We start from the raw sequence: 24,305 nt of genomic DNA, 5'->3' as shown, positions 1-24,305 counted from the left end.
CGATCCTTGGATCGGGGTTTTCTTGTAAAGGAGATAGCATGTCAAATTGGGTTACTTTATCGCGTCAACAGCATGCATCCATGCGTTATTCGCCGCGCCAGAACTATCGGTTCACCGCGGATCAGGCAGTAGCACCGATTCTGGCAGGAGAACTGCGACAGGCTTTGACGCAGTTCGTTATGGGTTTTATTAAGCGTGAAGAGCGCTATCATCTTGTTGCGTTGCTTGGTCGAGCAGCGCATTCACACCACTATATCCACCCCGAGGATGGTCGTTGGCTAGGGACGTATGTTCCCGCCCATTTTCGTGGTTATCCTTTTGCAGTAGCGAGGCGGCAGGACTCAGATGAAATGGTGCTGCAAGTCCATGCCGATCATCTGTTGCAACAGGGGGGGGAGCCACTGTTCGATGAGCAGGGAGAGCTGACAGAGTCGGTAAGGCAGCAACTCGACTTCGTTGGTGAGTGCGCCAAGAACCGCCGCCTTACTGACACTGCCTGCCAGACACTTGCTGAGCAGGGCATCTTGAAGCCATGGCAAACTACTGAAGACGGGCCAGGCATTAAAGGGCTTTATAAAGTCGAAGAGGAGGCCCTGAATAGATTGACAGCGCAGCAGTTGCATCAACTGCAAGGAGTGCCTTTGGCGGTAGCCTATGGTCAGATGTTTTCCATGGCGCAGCATGACCAGTTGGCACAGCGTGCTGCACTGCATGCCAAAATAGGCGTGACTGAATCAGTCGATGAATTATTTGCAGACGATAGCGATGATCTGCAATTCGATTTTGGTTAGTAATTTAATTGTATGCGCTTGTTTCTACATTGTTTGAGTTTACTTATTAGACATTCAAACAATGTATGCTATACAGCTAACGTTTTGTCAATTATAGACACGCAAAGATACAATGTTGGTAATGCCCAGTACGGGATAACAGCATAATTGGGTTGCGGTGAATAATTAAGCTCATTCCGAGAATATCAGAAAAAATTTTATTGGCTTTTAACGAAAAGTTATGAGGCGGCATCTCGCAGCGTAGAAAATATTCTTAGCAGTCCAATGTTGCTTTATAAGGTAAGCCATTACTGGCTTGTTAAAGAGGTTTATCCATGACCCGTTATGTTGGTACTGATAGCAATACCTTTCCTTTCTCAGCCGTGGCTTACTTAGAAGCTACCTTTCATGATGGTACACGGGTCTCAGGCTCGGGTACGTTGGTCGGTCGTAACGATGTACTGACGGCTGCCCATGTGCTTTATGATCCTGTATTGGGGGCTGCTACTGATGTAGAAGTGGAGTTTGGCCGCGATGGTGGGGCACGCCCTTATGGCACCTTTCAAGCGGCTGGGCTTAATTATTATGAGTTAGATGTTGAAGAACCAGGGTTTTTGTCACCGTCCGAAAGCGAGTATGACCTTGCTTTAGTCTCGTTAGGTGATGCCATTGGTGATGATATTGGTTGGTTTTCATTGGGGGATTATGCCTCTGGAGAGACCTATCGTGTGACAGGTTATCCCGGCGTATATCGTGATGCCAGTGGCCCAAGGCTCATGGAAGACAATAGCGCCACAACACTTATGTCTGGTTATGACTTAATAGACCTCAAGAACTTTGAAATTAATCCTGGCAATAGCGGTGGGCCAGTATGGTACTCATCAAGTGATGGCCCAGTGGTAGTAGGCGCCGTTTCGACTGATGAATGGGCGGCTGACGTGAGTGCTCACTTAGCAACACTTGATCAATGGATTAAAGATAATGACAGCTTGATTTCTCCACTGCCAAGCCAAGACGTTGAGAATAGCGCGTCTTATGTGGAGACGTTTGAATCCCTGCTAGCTGCAGCGGGTTGGGAGTGGTCTGAGACGCTTGATCAAGCGCTGCAAAGTCGAGATGAACTACTTCGCTACCCTGGTTTAGAAAGCACTATCGATCCAGTGCTACGACTCTATACAGGTCTGCTAGGGCGAGAGCCGGATAAAGAAGGCGTTGAGTATTGGGTATCACAATTCAATGCGGGAAGTAGTTTACGCGTTTTGGCGGATAGCTTTGTGGTATCGGAAGAGTTTACCTACTTGTCAGACCAGCTAGGCGGTGGAATGCAGGGGCGTATTGAGGCGCTTTATAACAGTGTCCTTGGCCGCGATCCGGATTCAGCGGGTCAGGCATACTGGTTAGAGCAGCTCGCAGGGGGGCAAGTAGAGCTGGCAGACATTGCGTTAGCGTTTACCAACTCGGCAGAGTATGTGGATAGTAGCTACTCTCTGGTTCAGGGGGCAAAGCTGTTAATGTGGGGCGTTGATTTGCAGGCTTTAGACCCAGAAGCGCTTGGGTTTGACAGTCGGCCGACGGCAGCTGAAGAGGAATTGGCTACTGCATTGGTACGCTTGTATACCGGTGTGCTAGGGAGAGAACCTGATGAGGAAGGCTTCGACTATTGGCTTGAAGCGTTAGCAGGTGGCAAATCACTTACGTCCACCGCTGCCGACTTCTTTGCAAGCAGTGAGTTTTTGGATAGCCAAACTGAGACGACGTCAGAGGTGCTGATCGACTCCCTCTATGAGCAGGTTTTAGGACGTGCCCCAGATGCAGAGGGAGCCGTCTATTGGCAGACGCAACTACAAAAAGAGGCATTTGATGGGGGGGATTTGGTGTTAGCGTTTACGAATTCTGATGAATACATCAATGCAACTCAAGCTAATGTTGATGCATACGTTCAACAGCATTATGAACAGGGTCTTATTGGGGTGCCGGAAGATATCGAGACATACCTACTGGGCTAGAAAGCATAGCGACTGAATGAATCCGACGGACTAACGCCAGAGGCGCAGGACGAATCTTTTTACCGTGCTGATTGAATTGAGTACAATGCCGCGTTGATTTTAAGCGACGAGATTGGGAAGTGATGGCGAAATTACCGAAAAGCATCGTTATTGAAGGGCGTCGCTACCCCACGTGGGCATTAAGTGCCAAAGCGCGAAAACAGCTGGTAAATATAGGCCTTGTAGATGCGCACATTGCAGAGCTCCATCAACGGCTGGCGCATCACCATGTCGCTCGCAAGCATTATCAATTACTGTTGGCAAGCGCGTTGCCAGATCCTCAGCGACAGCCTTCGGTATCCGAATCCCCCCGATACTTCTGGCAAAGCGTTTCAAAAGAATGGGCGCAAAAGCATTGGCCCATCAGAATGGCTACATTTCGCCTGAGCGATTTTGAGTCGACTAACGATTACCGGCAAGATGATCGAGTACTATGCTACGTGAAAGGTCATGGGGTAGTGGGCTGGGGAGTGGTTGAGGAGGACACTCACTCAACCAAAAGGCATTTGGTCTGGCAAGTCGGCGTGCCAACGCTGGATGCCGCACTGCCTGCTAAAACGCTAAAAGAATTTTCGCTACGCCACCCTAGTCGCCCATCTCAGGCGTTGCCAGCTACGGCCGATATTGATGGGCTGTTGACAGCACTTGATACTAAAGCAGCGTAGTAGAAGGTTTGTTAGGTGCACACCGCTTCGACATTTATGCGCGTAGCTGCAATAATTTACCGCTAATTTGTATTACCCTAAGGAGCTTTGTATGGCGAAGGATAAAGCACAAACCGTTACTATCGACGGCAGTGAATTCAATGTGTCAGATCTATCTGAAAATGCACGTAATCAGCTACTCAACCTGCGCGTGACTGATCAAGAAATTCAACGTTTGAATCAGCAGTTAGCTATCGCCCAAACGGCTCGTACAGCCTACGCGCGTGCGCTAAAAGATGAGCTTCCTGAGCAAAAGACACACTAAAAGAAGACATTGGTCAGGCATGGCCATCTTGCTCTACAAGCCAGTCAGCTAATGTTGACTGGCTTTTTTATTGTGCTTCTGGGTAGGTGGAAGCCAGCCATACTGTAATGAAAAAGAGGATAGAAATACTCGTACTGGAGCATAGAGGTCTCTGACGATGACTTAGCCAGCACATAAGCCCAGGGTGAATATTGACAAATAGGGTGCTTGTCTCTATTCCTTAAAGGGGTGTGAAAAGGATGGCTGTCACTTTCAGTCTTCTGCGTGAAAAATATAAAGGTGCTTAGTAAAGTGCTGTGACTAGCGGTAGCTGCCTATTTTCAGCTTCGCTAATGACGCTCCACCGGCGATACAGGGAACGATATGTAGTGATGCCTGGAGGCATTAATGATGACAACTCTTTCCATTGAAAAAAATCTACAAACTCTTTATTTGGGTATCCTAGGGCGCGCGGCTGATCCAGACGGGTTTCATTATTGGCTGGAGCAGATAGAAAGCGGCTCAGTGGATATGGATGGTGTGTCGGCGTTTATGTTGCAGTCTGAAGAGTTCCAGGCAAGGCGCATTGAACTGTCAGAGCTGGAAGATAATGAGTGGATAAACGAAGTTTATCAAAGCTTGTTTGCTCGTGAAGCAGAGACAGAGGGTATTGAATATTGGTCGGAGCAGGCTAGTGCTGGGCTCTCTCCCCAAGCGCTGTTACAGGCTCTAATTGGGGGCGCTAGCCCGACAGATGCAGAGGCGCTCGAAGCCTATGCCTCTATTGCTAATTTTTATTCGTCCAGTGTTGATGCTGATAGTTACGATGCAGAACGCCCTCTTGTGCAGGATGGCTTTCGCAGCAACGAACAGCTTTATCAAGACCTGGAAGCGCTAGATGCCATCTATGATACGTTGAGCTTAGAGCAGGTTGGTGAGTCGCTGGAAGGCAGGCCCTTATATAGTGCCACGGTAGGCGAAGGGGCGCGCCAATTAATGATCGTGACCCAACAGCATGGTGATGAACCAACTGGGACAGAGGCGGCCATGCATTTTCTAGAGTGGCTGAGCGGTGACAGTGAAGCTGCTCAAGCATTGCGTGAGCAAGTGACGTTAACCGTGATGCCACGAGTAAACCCTGACGGTTTTGAGCGCTGGGAGGGGCTCGTTGCAGGTGAATTAGACCCTGAAACAACCATCGATCCCCGTCGTAACTCCGAAGACATTGACCTTAACCGTACCTGGGATTCTAGTGAAGTTATTGATGCATCATTAATCCCAGAAACCACCGCTGTTAGGCAGGTGGTCGAAGCGATTCAACCTGAATTAATTCTTGATTACCATAACCAAAATAACTACATCAACGAGTCAGGCAAGCTCGACACGATGTCAGTCTTGTGGCCAACCAATGATGACGTCGATCCCACCATTACCGCAACAGCACAGCAAGCGGCGGTAGCTATATCACAAGGGCTCGATGATTTTGATTATGGCTACTTGTCACTGTTTCCCGGTGGCGACACGCCACAAATAGCACGCAATGGAATTGCTATTGATGGTGTGCCTACGCTCCTCATTGAGCAACGGGGCCTGGAAGAGCTGAGCTTAAAAGCGCTGGAAGGGCTAGAGCTAGATTTTGATGCGGTTTCTAGTGCCATAGTACTTGAGGGCGTACTGAGTATGCTAGGCGTTGTCGAGGCTATGGGGCAAAACAGTTTTGATAGCATTGATCCTGCTTTGGCAACACTGATACCTGAGCGCGGTGAGCGAATTGAATTTGACGAGATTTACGCTGAAGAGATCGAATGGGCAGGCGAGGGTGAAGAGTCTCATCAAGGCGAGATAGTCGCAGGGCTGGATACGCTGATGGAAAGTACGCCCATTATTGGCACCTCTCAGCCTCTTCACCAAGAATTGCTAGTGGCTTAAGGATAGATTTGTAGCCCATTAGGATTGAGTATCAAAAAAGCTTCCCCATAAGCTCTGAGTTTGAGTAGGGGAAGCTTTTTTATTACCTCACCAAGCCACTTGGCTCTCAAAAAAACTGCATGTATTGAGCGACGGGAGGAAATCGGCACCGCCACTTACTTAGTTGCGGTGCCGTTGGGTTAGTCCATAGCCCTAGCCGAACAGGTAGGACTCAAGGTCAGTTTCGACGCCTACCAGGTTGGCGGCATCAAGATAATTATCCACTTCTGAACGACTGAGCTGCTTGTGCTCGTTTGAGTCAGTAAACGCCATCACCATTTCAGTCAGGCTGGCATCTCCGTTTTGCAGCACCTCTTGCCAATACTGCTCACCTGCGGTGTCCGGTGAGCGATTTAGCACCCGCTCATAAAGCGTATCGATCAATATCTCAAAATCTATCGGTTCTCCGGTGGTTAGCAAGTCTTCGCTTTCCAGTAGGCTTGCCGCTAGTGCTTCTGGCGTTTGGCCACTCTCCAGCCATGCATTAAACGTCGCCTCATTAGGTGACTCTCCGGCTAAGCCGGTATAAAGCCGGACTAACGTCTCCGCTAAGTCGTCTTGATCGGCCGTTACGCCGGTATCAAAACCCAGCGAGCGCATTTCCATTTGTTCTAGGTTCACGCCCCAGGCCAGCAGCTTATTGCCGTTCACTAGAGGAAGGTTGGCGTTGATATACTCCTGTGATTGGACAAACCAACGGGCGACCTCACTACGATCCCCGTTGTTGCTCTCAAGGATGTCTACCCAGTAATCGCGGCCGCTCTCATCCGCGGCGCGGCCTAGTGCGGCTTGATAAAGCGTATCCACAAAGGTGGCATTATCGCTGCCCATGGCTTGTAACGCGGTGCTCACCTCTTCTGCTAACATAAAGTCCTGAACAATATCGTTGAAGCTGCCTTCTGCATTTTGCTGCGCCACCCAGTACTCCAAGCCTTCCCGTTCAGCAACGCGATCAAGAATGCCGTTGTATAAACGGATAATGGGTGTCAGCACCGTATCGAACTCAGGGTAATGCACAAAGGTGGCGGTATTACGTAGCTGTTCCAAGAGCTCAGATGGCAATTCCCATCCCTTTTCAGTGAATATATCAACAAAGTTGGCGAGCTCAATTGGCTCGGGTTCAGGCTCTGGCTCGGGTTCAGGTTCGGGTTCAGGCTCTGGTTCGGGTTCAGGCTCGGGCTCGGGCTCTGGCTCTGGCTCGGGTTCAGGCTCAGGCTCCGGTTCTGGTTCTGGTTCTGGTTCAGGCTCAGGCTCAGGTTCTGGTTCAGGCTCAGGTTCTGGTTCAGGCTCAGGCTCGGGCTCCGGTGTTGCTTCCACCGTAAAGGTCACAGTTCCAGAGACCCTTTCCACACCATCCTCGCCGCCATCAGCCAGGGTAAAGTCAAAGCTGGCATTGCCCGCACTGCTGCCCGCGGTAAATGTCACCAAGCCATTGTCGATGTCTTGTTGGGTAAACGTCTCGCTCGCGGCTAAGGCGGTACCATCGAGCAATAACGTACCGGACGTTGGCAGGGTGTTCAGTGTATAAGTGAGCTCATCGCCAGCATCATCCGGATCGCCTTCATTCAGGTTGGCCGTCGTTAATGTGACGCTACGGCCGGCTTTTACGCTGGGGCCTGCGTTGGTGGCGATGGTAGGTGCATTATTGATGCCTTCCACTGTCACGCTAAGGGTGGACGTGCTGGTATTGCCTGCGGTGTCTTGAATGTCGACGGTGACATCGGTGGTAAGCGTGTCACCGTGGGCAAGGGCTTCAAACTCACCATTGGGGTCGAAGCTAGCCGTGCCATCGGCTTCGATAATAAAGCGCCCGCCGTTGCTGCCCGCCACCGCGCTGCCCAGGGCATCGGCACGGTCATTCACAGCGGTGATAGGGGCCGTGTCGTCTGCGCCTGTGTCGTTATCGGTGAGCTTATCGCCGGCTCCGTTAACGTTGGTCAGCAGGGTCTCCCCCGCGTCTTCACGTACCGTGGCCGTTGTATCATCATTGGCGGTGGGCGCGGTGTTATCCAGGGTTAGCGCAAGACCCGCTGATGCGCTGCTGGTATTACCTGCGCTATCGCCAACCAGCGTATCGATCGTGTTGAGGCCTTCGCTCAGATCGCCTTCGGCCAAGGTGAAGGCCCAGTCACCGCTGCCATTGGCGGTGGCGCTACCCACGCTGATGCCGTCGACCCGTATTGTAACGCTGGCTCCCGCTTCGGCCCCGGTGCCGGTCAGGGTGGGCGTTGTGTGGTGGGTGAGATTATCGCTAGCGCTCACGCCGCTATCGGAATCCGCCGCGAGCGTGGGCGCTGAAGCAGCAGGCGAATTGGCATCAATCGACAAATCCGTATTGTCGGCAAGGTTTTGCCCATTGGGCAGCGTATCAAGGTCCGCCGCTACGCCGTTATTGTGGGCGACCAGCGTGGCACCGCCGGTCAGGGTTAGCGAGGCGACGTTAAGCCCATCGGTGTCCGTCTCACCCTCTTGCACCGTATAACGGCCACTAAACTGCGTTTGGTTAGCGGCGTCGCTATTGGTGAGAAGGATCGTTGCGCCGGTGTTGAGTGTAGCCGTTAGCGCGCCGCCGTTGGCAGTAAAGTCGACCGCTTTATCGAACGTCACGGTGATATCAATGCTGCTGCCCACCGCAAAGGTGCCATCGGCGGTGGGCGAGGTAATCGCCTGAATCGCCGGGCTGGTGGCGGTAACCACGCTGAAGAGGTCGTTTTGCGTTACGGCGGCAAGCGTATTGCCCGCCGCATCCTGAGCATCGCTGACTCGCACATCCACGTTATTGATCACTTCATTGGCATCGGCGGTGTCGAAGGTGGCGATATAGGTCTTGGCATCCGTCCAACTGCCGGCGTTAAAGGTAAGCGTGTTTGTGGGATCTTCCGTTGGGAAGGTGATCGTGGGTGCGACGCCAGTATTCATCGCTTCGTTGAAGTTCAGCGTCAGGGTAAAACCGCCACTGCCGATCTGGTCGTCCGTAATGGTGGCGAGCGACGGTACAATAGCGCCATCCAGGGTGGGGCGAGCCGCGTCGATGACATCAGCACTCTGGCTGATAGCAGTAGTGTAAGCACTAGAGCTATTGCCTGCCGCATCGAACAGCACAAAGTTAACGGGAATATCGTCGCCTGGGGCGCGGGATGTATCCCCCTCCTGTACCGTGTAAGTGGCGGTATAGCTGCCGCCGCCCTGATCGGTAAAATCGGTGACCGCTACCCCGTTCACCGTACCGGCGTCCAGCGACAAGCCTGGCTCTCCCGCGGTAATAGCGACGGTCACGGTATCACCGATTTTATGACTGCTATTCGGAATAGAAACGCTGGTGATGACGGGCGCTACGGCATCAATGACGATGTCTTTGTTGGCGCTGAGCGAGTTGGCAGTCCCCGGTGTGGGCAGGGTGAGTTCGCTGTCGTTGCCTGCTGCATCGCGAATTGAGCCGCCATTGAGAATGATTCCAGCGTTGGTCAGCGCCAGATCACTGGACTCATCCCCCGCCTGGACGGTATACGCAAACGTCAGCTCGTCGGTACCTGAGCCAGCCACGTAATCTATGGTGCGATCCGTTGCCCCGGTTTCCAGCGTCAACTGCGGTGTACCGCTGACCGTCACTGCTTCGCTGAACGCTAGGGTGATGTTAACGGTGTCGCCCGCTTTATAAGTACCGTTGGCATTCGTCGAGGTGACATTGGTTACACTCGGGTTCATCACGTCAACGGTATGTGCAGTGCCGCTGGAGAAGCCCTCCGAGGCATTGCCTGCACCATCATTGATGTCGGTGCCGTCGTTCAGGTCAAGGCGCAAGTCGCCTTCGCCAGTAATGGTATCCACAGTGACGGTGTAGCTACTGCCGGAACCTGAAATGGAGGCGATATTACCCGAAGCGCTGCCGGTGGTGTTGAGTAGGAAGTCATCGATAGAAACATCGTCGACGTCTTCGCTAAAGGTAACGGTGTAATCCACTGAGGAAGCATTGGCCGCAGGTGAACCACTGGGCGCAATACTCGTAACGCTGGGCGCGACGGCATCGATGACAATGTCCTTGTTAGCACTTAGCGAGTTCGCGTCACCCGGTGTGGGTAGGGTGACCACCGCGTCGTTGCCTTCGGCATCCTGAAGGGTACCTCCATTGAGCAGGATCTCGCTGCCCGCCAGCGCCAGATCGCTGGTTTCATCGCCTGCTTGAACGGTATACGCGAACGTCAGCGTGTTAGTCCCGGAGCCCGCCGTATAGTCAATGACTCGGTCAGTTGCCCCGGTTTCCAGCGTTAGCTGCGGCGTCCCGGTGACGGTCACAGCTTCACTAAAGGTCAGCGTAATATCAACGGTGTCACCCGCTTTATAAGTACCGTCGGCCGTCGGTGAGGTGACGATGGTGACGCTCGGCTTGACCAGATCAACGCTGTGAGCCGTACCGCTGGTGTAGCCTGCCGGGGCATTGGTGGCCCCATCGTCGATATCGGTGCCACTGTTAAGATCCAGGCGCAGGTCACCTTCACCGCTAATACCGGTAACGCTGACCGTATAGCTGTCACCGCTGCCAGCAACCGCACTAATCGTGCCAGAGGCGGTGCCGGTGGAGGTAAGGGTGAAATCATCGGCAGAGACATTGCTGACGCTTTCGCTAAAGGTAACGGTGTAATCGACGGATGCAGCATTGGCATCGGGTGAACCGCTTGGGGCAATACTGGTAACGCTGGGAGCCACATCGTCGGTGACGTTGATGGTGACATCTTGCGTTGATGCGGTATTGCCATCGGTGGCTTGTACGCTGAGCGTATAGCTACCGGTCGCGCTGGCGTCGAGCTGGCTGGTGTCGCTCAGGGTAATCTCGCCCGTGGAACCGTCGATAGTGAAGGCGTTGCCAGTGTTGCCGGACGCGATGGAGTAGCTCACCGAGTTATCGTCACCGGTAGTGGCGACCGTGCCCAGGGAAGTGCTGTTGGTATCGCTCTCGTTAACGCTAAAGGATTGGCCGGCGGTGATGGCCGGGGCGATATCGTTGACCGAAATAGTGATGTCTTGGGTCGCGGTGTTGTTGCTACTTTCACCGTCATCGGCCTGGATAGTCAGGGTGTAGCTTGCGGTGGTTTCATAGTCGAGCGCTGCTGCACCGGCGGCATTTAACGTGACTTCGCCGTTGGAAGCATTGATATCAAAGTAGTCTTCCCCTGTACCACCGACAATCGAATAAGTGACCGAATCAATTCCGCCACCGTCGCCATCGTTCGCTTCTATATCGCTATCCGCCAGCACCACGGTGCCACTGATGGCGGTTTCATCGATATCAGCATTATTAGCGGTGGTGAATACGGGAGGGGAGTTCGGCGTGACCGCGTTGGAAATAACGATATTGTCGTAGTTGGTTCGCGCTGCGAAGCCAGCGACAATTCGGAATTCGTCGATATTCTGAAAATCCGTGCCAAAGTTTGCCGTGGTCACATCATTTCCAGCAACATCAATTGTGACCGCAGACCCGACTTGAATACCACCGGCAAACGCTTGGACGTCAAAGGTGTTGTCAGTGTTCGCAAGATACTCGAACTCAAATGAATCGAGTTGAAATTTCCCACCACCATTCGATGTAAACCGCACATAGTCAATGACACCCTCGTCTGGTGGCGAGTACGCTCTCAGCGTCAAATCGCTTCCATCATCCGATATGCCCGCCTCCCGGGCAAGATCTATCCGCGACTCCCCAGATATCATAACAATTTCAACGTCCAGACCGGATCCTTGTACATTCGTTGCAGTCGGGTTGGGTGATTGTGCAGCAATATTGGAATCCGCCTCCGCAGTCCCAAACGTGATGGTTCCTGCAGCCGGCGTGAGCACTCCAGAAAACCCACTGGTAGCAAAGTTGTTTACTAGGCTATTGGCCGAGATGACACCTACATTGGTCTCCAAGTCCCAATCCCCGCCAAGATTACTGGCACCGGTTAAGTCATCGGAAGCGGCCACATCCGCCCCGGTTACCCGTGCTAGCGCTTCCACAAACCGCAGTCCCTGCTCGCCCGCACCAACATCACAGCCGTAAATAAGGATGTCGCCGTTTGGCCCCAATGCTTCGCCCCATTGTTCCAGGAAGCTGGCATAACCCGGCAGAGTCTCGCTATCAAGCGTGCTGTTACCAAGCGCTAGGCGCCCTTCACTGCCGTGGGAAACCAGGTGGATGGCGTCAAATTCGCCGCGCTGTGCTAACGACTGGGCGATTTGTTCAACGCCGCTGGTGTTAGGGTCTAACAGTATGACCTCGGTATCGTCGGCCACGCCGTTAAGCAGTGTCTGGTAATCGTCAACTCGGGGGTCGACGAAGATGACTTCGTTACGACCAGTCGATTGGCTTGGGGACGTTTGGCGGGTGGGAGTATTCATAAAGAGCACACTCTTTAAGTTGTCTAGAGATTTGGTTATATGTTTATGTGTGTTTTATCTGTAGGTATTTGTTTATACGCCTTTTTTATATGGATTTTCTTATACGGCGTCGACCCGGCAATAAGCAAGTGACAGGCTGGAGCTGTCGCCGTCAAAGATAGCAACCCGAAGCGCTGTAATGTCCATTTTAATGCTCCTTGCTTAATGCTCCTTGCGCAGTTCTTTCTCACTCAGGATCTTTCGAAAGCATGTCGCTGACAAGGGGTTGCGAGAAGCTGATACTGAAGTGATCCGTTGTGCTGTGGGTGGCCACTCTAGTGATTTCGGTGATACCCAACTGATACTGTGATTCTGCGGCATTTAAGCTGAAATGCTGAGTATGACAGCCGTCACTGAGTAAGCGACACTGTCTGTGATTGATATAAAGACGCTCACAGGGTGAAAGATGCATACATTGGATTTCCCTATTTCAACACAGTTTTCAACACTGCTGGATGATCTGGTCGCTCGATTAGGCCCATCTTTCCACGTTCAGAAACACGTGATCGCGCTCTTCGCTACATCAAAGGGCCCCGCTGCTGTGTGAAGTATCCTAAGCTATCATTCAATTTTTCTTTTTTAGCTTTTTCTTACTTAAATTACCTTGCTGCTTATGCAGTTTTTGGGTCTCTTACTACGGAAAAACAGTTGTTAAAGTTTATTGAGGCAATTACCAAATAAGTACTAAGATTATGGTCGCTGGCCTAAGTGTATGCAAGATTTTACTGCTAGGTTTAATGAGGCTATGGTACTAGGGCGTGTAGCAGGCTTGTCAGCGGTTAGTGGCCTAAGCTAGTGGACAAGTAGTTGCCGTAAGCATTAAGCGACGCCTTATTAAAGGCATTTTTATTACAACAGTAACAAGGAGTGCTTTATGGATCCATTTGTTGGGGAAATCAAAATGCTAGGCTTTGCATGGGCACCGGTGGACTGGGCTCTATGCAATGGTACCCAGCTATCTATTGCACAGTATCAGGCTCTCTACTCTTTGCTCGGCACTGTTTACGGTGGCAACGGCCAAACCACCTTTAACCTGCCAGATCTGAGAGGGCGAATGCCCAGAGGGCAAGGTCAGGGAGCGGGCATGCCAAATGTCACTATCGGTGAGCAGGCTGGAGCGGAAAACCGCACACTGACTATCAATCAAATGCCTCAACATACCCATGCCGCTGGGGCAATGACCACACCTGATGACGCCAATGAAGACACGCCTGCCACAGGGGATTATCTAGCCAGCGGAAAAGTTGGCTTTGGTGATCCGGTGAGCAATTACTTCCGTGGCACCCCCTCTGGCACGGTTGAATTAGGTAATGGCCAAACGGGCATTACCGGAGGGAGCCAACCGTTTAACGTTATGAACCCTTATCTCGCCCTGAACTTCAGTATTGCATTGCAGGGTATCTATCCATCCCGCCAATAGGTAGGGCAACAAGTGATGGTGGCCGAACGTTTGGAGGTTCGGCCTCTTATCGTAGGAGTCACAATGTTAGGCACCATTACGGCGGCGGACTTTCAGCCGCTACAGGGAAAAGAGTGTACCTTTGAGGCGACCTCTGCGCTTTCGGTGAAGTTAACGGTCGAGCAAATAACAAGCCGCCCCGACTGCCAAGTGCCTGGGGCAGGCGAAGCGCGGGAGCCTTTCGGTGTTCTTCTGTCTGGGCAGCAAGATGAGGTTGGTTTTACCAGCGCCACCGGGGTCTTGCGCTTAGGCGACGGAGCAACGCTGGAAGGCGTCTACATTAACCGTGTGTTACCCCCAATGGGTGGCGACCCGCGGCCCTGGTATCAACTGGTTTTTAACTAATATTTTTAACTAATAGTTGACTAGGGCGTTTGCGGATACCAGACCCAGCGCTCTACTGCCCCCATTAATCCTTCAAAGCGGAACCCTAGCTGCTGGTAAAGCTGTTTGGCATAAACATTAAATGGATCGACGGAAAGGGAAACGGGGCTCATAACTTGAGCCCCTGCTGCCTGGACTGCCTTAAGAACGACAGCACCATAGCCCTTGTTACGTGCCCCCTTGATCAGCGCGAGGTCGAGAATATGCACTTCGTTGGCACCGAAATCCACAGTGACACGGCCGATCCGCTCACCCTGTTTCTCGATGATATAATACAAGGCATTGGGGTAGGCGGTTCCATAACCGATTGCTTGGGCCTTAACCTGCATCTCAAGCAGCGCCTCAATCATATCTTGATCAGCCAGCGCTAGTTGCAGGTCTTGCCGGATATCTCGATAAAGCGCTTCAAGAAAAAGATGATCTGAATCTCTAGAGGGTCGAAGTTGCAACCCATCGTTTAAGTGCCCGCCAATACCTGCCATTCGTTTGCCATTGCCCAAGGATATAAGTTGATTGAATCGCCCACCACTACAAGATAAACGTGAGCTTGCCAAAAATCGTGAGTGCTCACCAACCCCCTTGACCCTCTAACAAGCTTCGGGTGTTGTTATTGAGCGGTAAGCGGAAATCGGCGCTGCCGAGTACCATGGCATCACCTGCTCGCACGACCCGAGCACTTACATAGACGTAGTCCTGGCCCTGTGCATAGGTGCCCATTAAAATTGAACGGGCGTTGTGCTGAGCGGTTAGGCGCTGAACTTGCCGTGATAGAATCAATTCCCCCACGCTCTCTTCGATAAACATGCTGTCGCGCATTTTGACTTCGCGTACCTGCATACCCTGACGGGCCAGTGCGGAGGCCATAATTTCAGAGCTAATACGCCCAAGCGTAGACGACTGGCTTAGATTGTCGATGCTCACAAAAGTGGCGGCAATCATGGGGCTATAGCGCGTGAGCTCTGGATTGCTGGCAACCATCTGCTCGGCAGCGGCATGAACCAATTCAGAGAGATCGGGTTCCGGTTCAGCGGGCGTGTTGTTAGCATTGCCCAGCGCGCTGCAACCAGCCAGTAACAGTAGCGTTATGCCCATGGTCATCCCACGGGTAGCATGGCCGATAGAGCGAGCGCGCCAAGTAGTTAAAAGTGTCATCAGCATGAAATTACCACGTATCAGTAAGGGGAACGGAGGGAGTGGTAGGTGCCTGAGGCACGCGATGAGGGGCATATTGACGACGGTCACCGGCATTGATGTAGTAAATGTTGGACGAAGAGTAGAGAATTCGTTCGCCGTCGATAATTTGCGTGGTCACGATGATCTCTTCGTCACCGGTGTATGTCCAACTACCGCTGGTGGTATCGGCAAGCATGCCGGCGGGGATTAATCCCAGCGCAGGTTCGCTCCACTGATTAAACGGAATCGTGGCTACCGCAATGCCCGCGGTGAGTGCGGTAAAAGCGCCAACCGGTGGGCGGATAAAGCCGCGGTCACGGTGCTCGACAACTTCGACGTCGATAGTGATATTGGCGCTGTTTGCAGTGGGGACGGTGGTAAGGTTAGCGCCCCGTGACACCAGTTCGCTGGTCAGCAGTGCGCGAAAGCCACGCCCAAATTCACCGCCACTGTAGGCGTGCAGTGCTTCACTGTCTGACTCGCTGATGTGTAAATCGCGATTGCGAACGCGCTCGCGTTGTAAAATGCTGGTAGCTTCATGGCGGGCCAGCACATCCCAGTGGTGAGCTGCCTGCATACGTTGCTGTTCGGTATAGGGGTAGGTAGTGGCGATCGGCGCTTGAGATGTGTTGGCATAAAAGCAGCCGCTAAGCATTAAGCTTGCCAGCCCCAAACTAACAGGACGTATGAAATAGGGTAATGGAAATAATCGGGGACGGGTGCGCACCTGCTGGTTCCTTTTTCGCTACAAAACGGCTTTTGATAGACTATGTGCTTTGCTTAGTTTGCCATGCCTAATTCGACGTATCTAATTCATCATACCTAGCAAGATCGGCCACGAGGTTAAAAACTTGAATGAGCGATAATGCCAATGCTTGAAGATCACCGCGGCGGTCCGCGCCATGATTCGCTGATGTCGGCCTATCATGAAAGTGATAGCGGTAGCGGTTGGATGATCAGTTATCTCGATATCATGACCTTGTTGGTGGCTCTGTTCGTGGTCATTATCGCCGCTGCAGGGCCGGTTATTCCTCAATTGAACCAGAAGGATAGTGTGAGCGAGGACGCGGGCACATCCTCGCCTACTTTGGGAGTCCCCCTGCCTGAAGCATTGGCCCAGGTAAGCCATGAGCGTGAGAGTGTCGCCCGGTGGAGCAGTGCAGGATTGAACCCCATGGCGATTAGTGCGGCACTTGGCGTGGCAGGGCTGCCCAAGCTGGCCGATCTTCCTCGACGAGTCAGCTTCGGTGTTCCACCGCTTTTGGCAGCACCATTGCCGCCTGCTGAGCCGGTTATTTCCTTACCAAAACTACTGATGCCCGCGGGCAGCGATGATTTTACATCGCCCTTAGCTGACTACATGGTGGTGTTAACCGACCACCCCCCGGCAAATGTACAAGTGGTGAGCGATGAGTCAGTAGCGGGGGCGACTGCGCTAAATCAGGCGCTTTCGGAACGCGTTGAAGAGTCTACCTATTTGCCCGACCTGGAGGGTGTTGAAGTATCGCGGGTGGCTGAGGGGATTAGCCTGCGTGTACAGGATCAACTGCTGTTTCCCTCTGCCACGGCTGAGCTAACCAACGATGGGTCGTCACTAGTGAGCAGTTTGCTCGAGACTATTCAGCGCTACGATGGCGAAGTGTGGGTGGAGGGCCATTCGGATAGCCAGACCATTAGCACCGAGGAGTTCTCATCTAACTGGGCGCTGTCGAGTGCTCGTGCCATTGCCATTGTGGAAGCGCTGGAAGCGGCGGGCGTGGATGCTGAACGCCTTCGCGCAGTCGGCTTGGCAGCAACAAAACCGCTAGAGAGCAACGCCACCGCGGAAGGGCGTGCACGTAATCGGCGGGTTGAGGTGGTGATTCATGTGGAGTAAGGGGCAGTTAATAGAGGAGTAAATAGCTGCTCAGCTATAAGGAAAATGTCATTGCGAGAAGCGCAGCGACGCGGCAATCTGATTTGTCAGTGATAGCTAACCCCGAGATTGCTTCTCTATGTTTGCAATGAGACGGCAACATGATCGCCACGCTTCGCTCGCGATGACATAAGAGGGGCAATGACATAGAAAAAAGCCCGCCGGGGGAGGCGGGCATTAAAGGGCTTGGCTCACTGCAGTCCACTGGCATCAGGTGAGGGGTGTACAGGATTGCCAGTGGGTACAATATCAGTATAGCTATTTATTAAGCGTTGCCAAGTGCGGTAAAGCTTTTTTTACTTTTTATCATCTTAGTTATCGCTAATGCTTATTCTGAAAGGGGCTGTACAAAGCGCACCGATCTGCTTCATGCACCTTTGTGGTGTGTTTTAACTGCCTCTTTTTGGTGCTTTCAAGTACTCTGATTTATTTATCCCGTCAAATGCCACGTAACCCTCTGTTGAATAGACACTTCTCTGTTTTGGCTTATTAATTGCTATGCTTTACGTAGCAATTAATAGCTGGTCATAGTAGTTAATAGCTGGCCATAGCTATTTAGGCGTTCTAGACATGACGTCTTAACGAAGCGTTAAGGCCGAAGAGAGGTAGTGCTATGCCTGAACCCGCTCGTCTTTCAGCGTCAACCCCTTCGGTTGATCCGGCTCTGCAGCCGCGGCTTGTCTTGACCGATTTAGATGGCTCACTGCTCGACCATCACAGTTATGACTTCAGCCCTGCTGCTCCCTGGCTTGCCCGCTTAAAGCAAATGGGGGTGCCGGTGGTTCCGGTGACCAGTAAAACCCGTGCCGAACTGATACCGCTGCGCGAAGCGCTGGGCCTCACGGCAACCCCATTTATTGCTGAAAATGGTGCGGTTATTGGTCTCCCCCCTGGCTGGTGTCATGCACGCTTAGACCGTCCAGGCAGTGGACGTGATGGTGTCGTTATCAAACATCCTGGTGTGGATATTGGCTTTATACGTGCCCGATTAAAGGTGTGGCGTGAACGCTTGGATATTCGCTTTACCCGCATGGGAGAGATGAGCGTAGCTGAGGTGATGGAGCTTACCGGGCTCGACGCAGTTCGCGCCCGGGATGCTCGGCAGCGGGAAGGTAGCGAACCGTTGTTGTGGGAAGACTCGGCCGCGGCCCTTGAGACGTTTCGCGCCGCTTTAGAGGGGGATGGCTTACAGCTTACTCAAGGTGGGCGCTTTTGGCATGTAATGGGGCGCTCCGCCGATAAGGGCAATGCCGTCGAGTGGCTGGTTAAACGCTTCACGGCATTAAGAGGGCGAATGCCTCTTTCATTGGGTTTGGGAGATGGGCCAAACGATATCACTATGCTCGAAGCAGTGGATCAAGCGGTCGTGATACGAGGTTGTCACGACTTAGCCGTAGAACCCCGCAACGCTTCGCTCTATCGCACGGATGCCACAGGGCCAACCGGCTGGGCTGAGGGAGTGGCCTACTGGTGGGGGCGAGATGACCGCCGTTTAGCGACGGCGGAAAAGGGCGATGCCGCTGTCCTTTGAGTACAGTTCTTTGAGTACAGTTATTTGAGTCCAGTACTTTGACCCCAGTTCTATGAATCCAGGGAGGTAAGTGAATGAGTGACTTTCATCAAAACGGAATTATTACCGACTTTCACAACCTTACCCGGCGCTCGGTGGAGGCGCTTGAACAAGAGCTGTGCCAGTTTGCTCGACGACGTCCAATGGGGCTGATTCTACCGTCGCTGTTTTCGGAGCTGGAAGGGCCAGCGCTGTCGGCGATCGTCGATGAGCTGGTTAAAGTCCCTTATCTCAACGAGATTGTCATTGGCCTGGATAGAGCCGATCGCGAGCAATTTTTATATGCTCGGGAGTTTTTCTCACGCCTGCCGCAACACACGCGCATCTTATGGAACGATGGCCCACGGCTGCGCGCCCTGGATGCGGAGCTGGAAGAGCACGGTTTAGGCGCTTTAGAGCCTGGGAAAGGGCGCAATGTATGGTATTGCGCAGGCTATATGCTGTCGTCTGGGCGCTCGACGGTGGTAGGGCTTCACGACTGCGATATTTTGACCTATGAGCGTGGGCTGCTTGCGCGCTTGATGTATCCGGTGGCGCACCCCAATTTCAATTACAGCTTCTGCAAAGGTTATTACCCCCGTATTGCCGAGGGCAAACTGAATGGGCGCGTCTCACGGCTGTTAGTCACACCGCTGCTGCGGGCGCTTAAAACTGTCTGTGGGCCGATGCCCTACCTTGATTACCTGGATAGCTTTCGCTACCCACTGTCAGGTGAGTTTGCGATGCGCAGCGAAGTGCTAGAGGGGATTCGTATGCCTGCGGATTGGGGGCTGGAAATTGGCGTTTTGTCGGAGTTACAACGCAACTACTCCCTGCGCCAGCTCTGCCAGGTAGATATTGCCGATGCCTACGACCACAAGCATCAGCCGGTTAGCGAAGATGATCCTGATAGCGGCTTAAACCGCATGAGCCTGGATATTTCAAAAGCGCTCTATCGCAAACTAGCCACCCAGGGGGTTACCTTTAGCAGCGAAGACTTCCGCACGCTTAAAGCTACCTACTACCGCTTTGCGCTGGATTTGATCGAAGCCTACGACCACGATGCGACGATGAACGGCCTAAGCCTTGATCGCCACAGCGAAGAGCAGGCCGTGGAGCTGTTTGCCAGTAACCTGCTCGAAGCGGGCAATCTTTTTATGGATAACCCACGTGAGCGACCCTTTATCCCCAGCTGGAACCGTGTTCAGGCCGCGGTGCCAGATCTGCTCACGCGTATGCACGAAGCGGTAGAGCTGGATAACCAAGGTAAGGTTTAGCGCCTATTCATATGTCATTGCAAGGAGCCTACTCATATGTCATTGCGAGGAGCGCAGCGACGCGGCAATCTCGATCTGCGATGGCAGGTAACCTCGAGATTGCTTCACTGCGTTCCCAATGACAATACCGAGATCGCCACGCTTCGCTCGCGATGACACCCATTTGTCATTGCAAGGAGCCTACTCATATGTCATTGCGAGGAGCGCAGCGACGCGGCAATCTCGGTCTGCGGTGGCAGGTAACCCCGAGATTGCTTCACTGCGTTCCCAATGACAACACCGAGATCGCCACGCTTCGCTCGCGATGACACCCATTTGTCATTGCAAGGAGCCTACTCATATGTCATTGCGAGGAGCCTACTCATATGTCATTGCGAGGAGCCTACTCATATGTCATTGCGAGGAGCGCAGCGACGCGGCAATCTCGATCTACGATGGCAGGTAACCCCGAGATTGCTTCACTGCGTTCCCAATGACAACACCGAGATCGCCACGCTTCGCTCGCGATGACACCCATTTGTCATTGCAAGGAGCCTACTCATATGTCATTGCGAGGAGCGCAGCGACGCGGCAATCTCGATCTGCGATGGCAGGTAACCCCGAGATTGCTTCACTGCGCTCGCAATGACAAGACATCAAAAATCGCTGTGCTGGAGAGCTGCACGCGGAGCCGATGACGAGGCGGGTAAATTTGCTTGTGCATGTCCCGTGCTCTGGTTAATGCGGAAGTGGGCAACCAGTTGACGCAGCTGAGCACTGAGCTGTGCGAGCGTTTGGGTGGCGTGGTTACTCTCTTGCACCAGGCCGGAATTTTGCTGGGTCATTTGATCCATCTGCGTTACCGCCTGATTGACCTGCTCAATGCCGCTGCTCTGCTCAATGGTGGCTGCAGAGATTTCCTGAACCAGTGTACTGAGCTGTTTAATGTCATCGACCATGCCATTGATCTCATCGCCGGTGTCATGCACTTGACGGCTGCCTTCCACCACTTTGCTATCCGACGCTTCGATCAGCGTTTTGATCTCTTGGGCGGCGGCAGCCGAACGGCTGGCTAGTTGGCGAACTTCATTGGCGACAACGGCAAAACCGCGCCCCTGCTCGCCGGCTCGGGCGGCCTCCACAGAAGCATTAAGTGCCAAAATATTGGTTTGGAAGGCGATGCCGTCAATGGTGTTAACGATGCTGCTCATTTGGGTGGCGCTTTCGTTAATCGTCGCCATGGTGGAGATCACCGTGGACATTGAGTCACTGCCGCGTTGAGCGCTGTCAGCGGTGCGTGTGGCAAGTGTTCGCGCGTGATCCGCATGTTCGGCATTTTGTTTAACCGTGGCGGTAAGCTGCTCCATGCTGGAGGCCGTTTCGGCCAACGACGCTGCCTGCTCTTCGGTGCGTGTGGAAAGCTCTTCATTAACACCCACAATCTGCTCTACGCCACTGTTAACCTGGTTTGCGCCGTGGTGAATATCGCCAATGGTATTGGCCAGGGTTTCACGCATCCGGTTGATATCAAATAGTAAGCTCTGCTGATCCTTTGGCGAAAGCTGAGTGGTTTGGGTCAAATCTCCATCAGCAATATGGCGTACTACGCTAGCTGCATAGCGTGGGTCGCCCCCCAGCCTGCGAGCAACATCACGAATGACCCAGCCCATTAGCAGCGTTACAGGAAGGCCTATAATCAGCAGTACCATTACCGAGTAAATTAAACGTGTAATAAAAGCTTCGTTTATATCATCTACATAAACACCCGTGGCCAGCGACCACTGCCATTCGGGAAGATAGGCCACGTAACTGATTTTCGGTACCTGCTCATCACCAGTGATACGACGGGAGTAGTAGTCAACGTGCCCACCGCCAGCTTGAGCTGCTTCTCGAAAAGCAGCGTAAAGATCCATGCCGCTGGCATCCTGGTAAGCGCTCATGTCTTCACCGCGGGGGCGCTTGGGGTGGGAAACGATCTTTAGGTCATCATCGAAGGAGAAGATATATTCTCCACCGCCAAAACTGACGCTAGACATATTGTCGATGGCACGCTGTTGAGCTTCTTCAAGGCTGAGCTCTCCAGCAACTACCCGCTCTTGTAGCGCTTCAATTTGGCTCTGTACGCTTTCCACCACGTATTGAATACTGTCTCGGCGTTCACTCTCAATCGTCTGGCGATTCTCCCAGGCCAACCAGCCTACCAGCAGTAGCATGGCAACCCAGATAATACCCAGCGTTCCCCAGAGTTTTTGCGTCGTCGTTAAGCGAGTCATTTTTTTCCTAGCCGATGTAAGTAAGCAACGTTGTTCCCTATCGGCCTAAGGCACCAATACCTTAGCAAAATTTAAAGTAAATGCTGCCGCGGCAATTTCGCTTGCCGAGGCAGCATATTCTGAGATGTGTTTCACGTCGCTCGCAATGACACCCAGTTGATCATTGTGAGGAGCCTACTCATATGTCATTGCGAGGAGCGCAGCGACGAGGCAATCTCGATCTGCGGTGGCAGGTAACCCCGAGATTGCTTCACTACGTTCGCAATGACAGGTGAAGGATTTCAATGATATCACCTACGTCATTGCGAGGAGCGCAGCGACGCGGCAATCTCGATCTGCGGTGGCAGGTAACCCCGAGATTGCTTCACTACGTTCGCAATGGCAGGTGAAGGATTTCAATGATATCTCCTACGTCATTGCGAGGAGCGCAGCGACGCGGCAATCTCGATCTGCGGTGGCAGGTAACCATGAGATTGCTTCACTGCGCTCGCAATGACAAAACATCAAAAATCGCTATGCTGATGAGCGGTCTGCGGGGCGGGTGAGGAGGCGGGTAAGCTTGCCTGTGTATGCTCCGTGCTCTGGTGAATGCGGAAGTGGGCAACCAGTTGGCGCAGCTGGGCGCTGAGCTGGGCCAGGGCTTGAGTCGCGTGAGTGCTTTCTTGCACCAAGCTGGCATTTTGCTGGGTCATTTGATCCATTTGCGTTACCGCTTGGTTGACCTGCTCAATGCCGCTGCTCTGTTCAATGGTAGCCGCAGAAATTTCCTGAACCAGCGTACTGAGCTGTTTGATATCATCAACCATGCTGTTAATCACATCACCGGTGTCGCGTACTTGGCGGCTGCCTTCAACTACTTTGCTGTCCGACGCTTCGATCAGCGTTTTAATCTCCTGTGCCGCAGCAGCTGAGCGGCTGGCAAGTTGACGAACCTCATTGGCGACAACCGCAAAGCCGCGCCCTTGATCACCTGCTCGGGCGGCTTCAACTGACGCGTTCAGTGCCAAAATATTGGTTTGGAAAGCGATACCGTCAATGGTGTTAACGATGCTGCTCATCTGTGTGGCGCTTTCGTTAATCGTCGCCATAGTGGTCGTGACGGACGACATCGAGTCACTGCCGCGCTGAGCGCTATCGGCCGCTCTGGTGGCAAGCTTACGCGCATGGTCAGCGTGTTCAGCATTTTGCTTAACAGTCGCGGTGAGCTGTTCCATACTGGAAGCGGTTTCAGCTAGTGATGCTGCCTGCTCTTCGGTGCGGGTCGAAAGCTCTTCGTTTACGCCCACGATCTGCTCTACGCCACTGTTGACCTGGCTTGCGCCGTGGTGGATGTCACCAATCGTCTCGGCAAGAGCTTCACGCATCCGGTTGATATTAAAAAGTAAGCTCTGTTGATCCTTCGGCGAAAGCCGTGTGACCTGGGTCAGGTCGCCGTCGGCAATATGACGTACTACGTTGGCTGCATAGCGTGGGTCTCCACCTAAACGACGAGAAACATCACGAATAACCCATCCCATCAGCAGCGTTACCGGCAGGCCAATGATCAGTAGTATCACGATCGAGCGAATCAAACCGGCAATAAAGGCGGCATTAATATCATCGACATAAACGCCGGTCGCCAGTGACCAGCCCCATTCGGGAAGGTGTGCTACATAACTGGTTTTCGGCAGCTGCTCGTCGCCACCCGCGCGGGTAGAATAGTAATTGACGTGACCACCACCTGCTTGCGCGACACGCAGCAACTCGGGGTACAGCGCCATCCCGCTGGCGTCTTCATAATTGGTCATGTCAGTGCCGGGTGTACGGCTAGGATGCGAGATAATCAGTAAGTCATCGTTGAATGAAAAGATATACTCGCCCGCCCCAAAGCTAACGCTAGACATATTATCGATCGCACGCTGCTGCGCTTCTTCCAGGCTAAGTTCACCGGAGGCTACCCGTTCTTGCAGGGCTTCAATTTGGTTTTGCACGCTTTCCACTACGTATTGAATGCTATCGCGGCGTTCGCTCTCAATCGTCTGGCGGTTCTCCCAGGCAAGCCAGCCAACCAATAGCAGCATGGCAACCCAGATAATACCCAGCGTTCCCCAGAGTTTTTGTGTCGTTGTTAAGTGAGTCATGTTCTTCCTAATTTTTGTAATTGAGTAACTCCTT

Annotated in this window: 16 protein-coding genes; 10 read left to right on the top strand and 6 right to left on the bottom strand. The window is 52.8% G+C overall.

What is annotated here, in order from left to right:
• Nucleotides 1-38 precede the first annotated feature (38 nt).
• The 5 genes from HZS52_RS21020 (at nucleotide 39) to HZS52_RS21000 (ending at nucleotide 5,692) form a co-directional block, all read left to right on the top strand.
• Nucleotides 39-791, top strand: coding sequence for a SapC family protein (locus HZS52_RS21020; protein WP_190373592.1), 753 nt, complete (start codon nucleotides 39-41; stop codon nucleotides 789-791).
• A gap of 314 nt (nucleotides 792-1,105) precedes the next feature.
• Entirely contained in the window at nucleotides 1,106-2,776 is a 1,671-nt protein-coding gene (locus HZS52_RS21015) for a DUF4214 domain-containing protein (RefSeq protein WP_190373591.1), read from the top strand.
• 122 nt (nucleotides 2,777-2,898) lie between these two features.
• Complete coding sequence (locus HZS52_RS21010) at nucleotides 2,899-3,480, top strand: hypothetical protein (protein WP_190373590.1); 582 nt, start codon at nucleotides 2,899-2,901, stop codon at nucleotides 3,478-3,480.
• A gap of 91 nt (nucleotides 3,481-3,571) precedes the next feature.
• Nucleotides 3,572-3,784 carry a DUF6447 family protein gene (locus tag HZS52_RS21005; protein WP_022519984.1) on the top strand — a complete coding sequence of 71 codons (213 nt, stop codon included), beginning with the start codon at nucleotides 3,572-3,574 and terminating at the stop codon, nucleotides 3,782-3,784.
• A 387-nt stretch (nucleotides 3,785-4,171) separates the two neighbouring features.
• The gene (locus HZS52_RS21000; RefSeq protein ID WP_190373589.1) at nucleotides 4,172-5,692 is read left to right on the top strand and encodes a M14 family zinc carboxypeptidase; all 1,521 of its coding nucleotides are present in this window, start codon (nucleotides 4,172-4,174) and stop codon (nucleotides 5,690-5,692) included.
• 192 nt (nucleotides 5,693-5,884) lie between these two features.
• Here the strand turns inward: HZS52_RS21000 and HZS52_RS20995 are convergent, their stop codons facing one another.
• Nucleotides 5,885-12,103, bottom strand: coding sequence for a DUF4347 domain-containing protein (locus tag HZS52_RS20995; protein WP_190373588.1), 6,219 nt, complete (start codon nucleotides 12,101-12,103; stop codon nucleotides 5,885-5,887).
• Nucleotides 12,104-13,016: 913 nt separating this feature from the next.
• Here HZS52_RS20995 and HZS52_RS20990 point away from each other — a divergent pair.
• Both HZS52_RS20990 and HZS52_RS20985 read left to right on the top strand, forming a co-directional pair.
• Complete coding sequence (locus HZS52_RS20990; RefSeq protein WP_190373587.1) at nucleotides 13,017-13,562, top strand: phage tail protein; 546 nt, start codon at nucleotides 13,017-13,019, stop codon at nucleotides 13,560-13,562.
• Nucleotides 13,563-13,625: 63 nt separating this feature from the next.
• Nucleotides 13,626-13,946, top strand: a complete 321-nt coding sequence (locus HZS52_RS20985; protein WP_190373586.1) for a DUF6916 family protein — start codon at nucleotides 13,626-13,628, stop codon at nucleotides 13,944-13,946.
• A 20-nt stretch (nucleotides 13,947-13,966) separates the two neighbouring features.
• On the opposite strand, the gene HZS52_RS20980 is transcribed toward HZS52_RS20985, so the two are convergent.
• The 3 genes from HZS52_RS20980 to HZS52_RS20970 form a co-directional block, all read right to left on the bottom strand.
• Nucleotides 13,967-14,467, bottom strand: a complete 501-nt coding sequence (locus HZS52_RS20980) for a GNAT family N-acetyltransferase (RefSeq protein WP_223827983.1) — start codon at nucleotides 14,465-14,467, stop codon at nucleotides 13,967-13,969.
• A gap of 85 nt (nucleotides 14,468-14,552) precedes the next feature.
• A complete protein-coding gene (locus HZS52_RS20975; RefSeq protein WP_035538611.1) occupies nucleotides 14,553-15,083 on the bottom strand; it encodes a FlgO family outer membrane protein in 531 nt (176 codons plus the stop codon).
• Nucleotides 15,084-15,147: 64 nt separating this feature from the next.
• Nucleotides 15,148-15,813 carry a hypothetical protein gene (locus HZS52_RS20970; RefSeq protein ID WP_240550038.1) on the bottom strand — a complete coding sequence of 222 codons (666 nt, stop codon included), beginning with the start codon at nucleotides 15,811-15,813 and terminating at the stop codon, nucleotides 15,148-15,150.
• A gap of 210 nt (nucleotides 15,814-16,023) precedes the next feature.
• Between HZS52_RS20970 and HZS52_RS20965 the strand changes: the two genes are divergently transcribed.
• From HZS52_RS20965 to HZS52_RS20955, 3 genes are all read left to right on the top strand, one after another.
• Nucleotides 16,024-17,034 (top strand): OmpA family protein, encoded by a 1,011-nt coding sequence (locus tag HZS52_RS20965; protein WP_317890272.1) that lies wholly within the window; start codon nucleotides 16,024-16,026, stop codon nucleotides 17,032-17,034.
• A 652-nt stretch (nucleotides 17,035-17,686) separates the two neighbouring features.
• Complete coding sequence (locus tag HZS52_RS20960; RefSeq protein ID WP_027959601.1) at nucleotides 17,687-18,604, top strand: HAD-IIB family hydrolase; 918 nt, start codon at nucleotides 17,687-17,689, stop codon at nucleotides 18,602-18,604.
• Between the two features lie 74 nt (nucleotides 18,605-18,678).
• Nucleotides 18,679-19,899, top strand: a complete 1,221-nt coding sequence (locus HZS52_RS20955) for a glycosyltransferase family protein (RefSeq protein WP_009288458.1) — start codon at nucleotides 18,679-18,681, stop codon at nucleotides 19,897-19,899.
• Between the two features lie 635 nt (nucleotides 19,900-20,534).
• Here the strand turns inward: HZS52_RS20955 and HZS52_RS20950 are convergent.
• A complete protein-coding gene (locus HZS52_RS20950) occupies nucleotides 20,535-22,151 on the bottom strand; it encodes a methyl-accepting chemotaxis protein (RefSeq protein WP_190373584.1) in 1,617 nt (538 codons plus the stop codon).
• 503 nt (nucleotides 22,152-22,654) lie between these two features.
• Nucleotides 22,655-24,271, bottom strand: a complete 1,617-nt coding sequence (gene htc2, locus HZS52_RS20945) for a methyl-accepting chemotaxis protein Htc2 (protein ID WP_190373583.1) — start codon at nucleotides 24,269-24,271, stop codon at nucleotides 22,655-22,657.
• Nucleotides 24,272-24,305: the final 34 nt, after the last annotated feature.

It is taken from the genome of Vreelandella titanicae, assembly GCF_014697095.1.
Classification (GTDB): Bacteria; Pseudomonadota; Gammaproteobacteria; order Pseudomonadales; family Halomonadaceae; genus Vreelandella; species Vreelandella titanicae.
This window is presented reverse-complemented; position numbering and strand designations above follow the sequence as displayed.

Excerpts from the sequence above, each read along its gene's own strand:
- HZS52_RS20995 (WP_190373588.1), bottom strand. The coding sequence starts at position 12,103 with ATGAATACTCCCACCCGCCAAACGTCCCCAAGCCAATCGACTGGTCGT.
- HZS52_RS21020 (WP_190373592.1), top strand. The coding sequence starts at position 39 with ATGTCAAATTGGGTTACTTTATCGCGTCAACAGCATGCATCCATGCGT.
- HZS52_RS20960 (WP_027959601.1), top strand. The coding sequence starts at position 17,687 with ATGCCTGAACCCGCTCGTCTTTCAGCGTCAACCCCTTCGGTTGATCCG.
- HZS52_RS20975 (WP_035538611.1), bottom strand. The coding sequence starts at position 15,083 with ATGACCATGGGCATAACGCTACTGTTACTGGCTGGTTGCAGCGCGCTG.
- HZS52_RS21005 (WP_022519984.1), top strand. The coding sequence starts at position 3,572 with ATGGCGAAGGATAAAGCACAAACCGTTACTATCGACGGCAGTGAATTC.
- HZS52_RS20980 (WP_223827983.1), bottom strand. The coding sequence starts at position 14,467 with ATGGCAGGTATTGGCGGGCACTTAAACGATGGGTTGCAACTTCGACCC.
- HZS52_RS20955 (WP_009288458.1), top strand. The coding sequence starts at position 18,679 with ATGAGTGACTTTCATCAAAACGGAATTATTACCGACTTTCACAACCTT.
- HZS52_RS20970 (WP_240550038.1), bottom strand. The coding sequence starts at position 15,813 with ATGCTTAGCGGCTGCTTTTATGCCAACACATCTCAAGCGCCGATCGCC.
- HZS52_RS21000 (WP_190373589.1), top strand. The coding sequence starts at position 4,172 with ATGATGACAACTCTTTCCATTGAAAAAAATCTACAAACTCTTTATTTG.
- HZS52_RS20965 (WP_317890272.1), top strand. The coding sequence starts at position 16,024 with ATGCCAATGCTTGAAGATCACCGCGGCGGTCCGCGCCATGATTCGCTG.
- HZS52_RS21015 (WP_190373591.1), top strand. The coding sequence starts at position 1,106 with ATGACCCGTTATGTTGGTACTGATAGCAATACCTTTCCTTTCTCAGCC.
- HZS52_RS20985 (WP_190373586.1), top strand. The coding sequence starts at position 13,626 with ATGTTAGGCACCATTACGGCGGCGGACTTTCAGCCGCTACAGGGAAAA.
- HZS52_RS21010 (WP_190373590.1), top strand. The coding sequence starts at position 2,899 with ATGGCGAAATTACCGAAAAGCATCGTTATTGAAGGGCGTCGCTACCCC.
- HZS52_RS20990 (WP_190373587.1), top strand. The coding sequence starts at position 13,017 with ATGGATCCATTTGTTGGGGAAATCAAAATGCTAGGCTTTGCATGGGCA.
- htc2 (WP_190373583.1), bottom strand. The coding sequence starts at position 24,271 with ATGACTCACTTAACAACGACACAAAAACTCTGGGGAACGCTGGGTATT.
- HZS52_RS20950 (WP_190373584.1), bottom strand. The coding sequence starts at position 22,151 with ATGACTCGCTTAACGACGACGCAAAAACTCTGGGGAACGCTGGGTATT.